Source organism: Dietzia sp. CW19, from assembly GCF_014145265.1.
GTDB classification, from domain to species: domain Bacteria; phylum Actinomycetota; class Actinomycetes; order Mycobacteriales; family Mycobacteriaceae; genus Dietzia; species Dietzia natronolimnaea.
This window is the reverse complement of sequence record NZ_JAALEE010000313.1, coordinates 1-2,209: the sequence shown is the minus strand read 5'-3', so window position 1 is coordinate 2,209 and position 2,209 is coordinate 1. Positions and strand designations below refer to the sequence as shown.

3 protein-coding genes are annotated in these 2,209 nt (G+C 68.4%); 1 reads left to right on the top strand and 2 read right to left on the bottom strand.

Going from position 1 to position 2,209, the window contains the following annotated elements; translation table 11 throughout:
* Nucleotides 1-19 precede the first annotated feature (19 nt).
* The gene (locus tag G6021_RS09935) at nt 20-409 is read right to left on the bottom strand and encodes a DUF2304 domain-containing protein (RefSeq protein ID WP_179524455.1); all 390 of its coding nucleotides are present in this window, start codon (nt 407-409) and stop codon (nt 20-22) included.
* Entirely contained in the window at nt 406-1,158 is a 753-nt protein-coding gene (locus G6021_RS09930; protein ID WP_241731421.1) for a glycosyltransferase family 2 protein, read from the bottom strand. The genes G6021_RS09935 and G6021_RS09930 overlap by 4 nt, the downstream gene beginning before the upstream one ends.
* A 62-nt stretch (nt 1,159-1,220) precedes the next feature.
* Between G6021_RS09930 and G6021_RS09925 the strand changes: the two genes are divergently transcribed.
* The gene (locus G6021_RS09925) at nt 1,221-2,117 is read left to right on the top strand and encodes a glycosyltransferase (protein ID WP_182616798.1); all 897 of its coding nucleotides are present in this window, start codon (nt 1,221-1,223) and stop codon (nt 2,115-2,117) included.
* The last annotated feature ends 92 nt before the right edge of the window (nt 2,118-2,209 follow it).

Genomic DNA, 2,209 nt, shown 5'->3' with positions numbered 1-2,209 from the left:
CGAGGGGTCGGCCGCCCGGTCACCGTCGCGGGCGGTCGTCGTCGTCCGCGGCGGGCATCACCGCGGTCGCGTGGGGCTCGTCCTCCGGCCGCACCGCGTTCTGCAGTGCGATGGACCGGGCCAGCCGGGCGTAGCGCAGTTCCTGTTCGCGGAAGCGCACGTACGTGGAGACGGTGACAAAGGCGAAGCCCATCACCAGCGCGTAGAGCACCAGGTCGGTGCCGCGCTGCACGCCCAGCGCGTTGGCCACCACGGTGAGGTCGTCCGGGCGCAGCACGGCGTAGACCATGAACACCACGAACAGCACGAAGCCGATCTTGACCCCGGCCTTGGCCCGCGCCTTGCGCCGGTTGGCCAGGAAGAACGCCACCAGCGCGGCGCCGGCGAGCAACAGCAGTGCCTTGATCATCGCGGCAACCTCTTTCCCACGAAACCGTCGGAGAGGATGTTGATCCCGTTGAGCAGCGACTGCCCCTTCGACATGGAGTACTCGGTGTAGAGGATGTCGACCGGCTGCTCGGCCACGCGCCACCCACGGCTGTCCATCAGTTCCACGAACTCGCTGGCGTGACTCATGCCGTTCATACGCAGGTTGAGGTCGTCGGCGACCCGCCGGTTAAACACCCGCAGTCCGTTGTGGGCGTCCGTCAGACCGAGCCTGCGGGTGCGTGGGCTGAGCATGACGACGGTCTTGAGGACGACCCGCTTGATCAGCGGCACCTGGTCGCCCTCGCGGCGTGGGCGGCCGAAGCGGGTCCCCACCACGATGTCCACGGGCTCACAGCGCAGCCGCTCGACCATCGCGAGGACGTCCTTGACCTGGTGCTGCCCGTCGGCGTCGAAGGTGACGAAGTAACGGGCGCCGGGTTGCGCGCGGGCGTACTCGACACCGGTCTGGATGGCGGCCCCCTGCCCGAGGTTGACCGGGTGCCGGACCAGGTGTGCGCCCGCCCGGTGGATCGCCGCCGCGGAGTCGTCGGTCGAACCGTCGTCCACGGCAACGATGTAGGGGAACGTCTCGCGTGCGGTGCCGAGGACGTCCTCGATCACGGTGCCCTCGTTGAAGCAGGGGACGACCAGCCAGACGTCGCGGTTGCCTGTGGGGCCGCCCCCTGCCGCGCCGGAGGGTCCTGGGAGTCGCTCACTGTCACTGCTCATCGCCGGTCGATACTATGCGATCGAACGGAAAACCCTGTGAAGAGAAGGACGGCGGTTCCCCGATGGCCATCGATGTGATGCTCCCCTACTACGGGGATGTCGGACACTTCAAGAAGGCTGTGGACAGTGTCCTCTCCCAGACCTACACCGACTTCCGTCTGGTCGTGGTGGACGACGGCTACCCGGACCCGGAGCCGGCCCGCTACATGGGGGAGATCACCGCGCGCGACGAGCGGGTGACCTACGAGAAGAACGAGACCAACCTCGGCGCCAACGGCAACTACCGCAAGTGCCTGGAGATGGTCACGGCACCGATCGTCGTGGTGATGGGCGCCGACGACGTCATGCTGCCCAACTACCTGCAGGTGGTGGCGGACGGTTTCGCGGCCGTTCCCGACGCCGCCGTGATGGAGGTCGGCGTCAGCGTCATCGACGAACACGGTGCCCCCGTGCGGCCCCTGTCCGACACCGTCAAGGCGTTCACCTCGCCCAAGGCCGACGGTCGCACGGTCCTCCACGGCGAGAAGCTCATGACCTCGCTGATGCACGGGAACTGGACCTATTTCCCGTCTCTGGCGTGGAGTTCCGAGTGGATCCGCCGCATCGGGTTCCGCGAGGGACTGGACGTGGTGCAGGACCTGGCGCTGCTGGTCGACGTGATCACCGGTGGCGGTCACATGGTCTACGACCCGACCCTGGCGTTCCTCTACCGCCGGCATTCCGCCTCCGACTCCTCGGTGCGCGCGCTCGACGGCCGCCGCTTCGACGAGGAGGCCCGCTTCTTCGCCGGCGAGGCCGACGCGTTCGCGGCCCGGGGCTGGAAGAGCGCAGAGCGGGCCGCGCGTCTGCACCTGACCTCGCGGCTCAACGCGCTGTCGCTGTTGCCCACCGCGGCCCGGGCCGGCAAGTTCGCCGAGGGCGGCAAGCGGCTGCTCGGTCACAGCTTCCGGAAGTTCTGACCCCGACGGGAATTGACCGGAGCTGGCACGAGAGGAGGCCCGGATGGTCCCCGAGGCGTGGATCCCGCACCGCCGTGAGGACGGCGAACTGA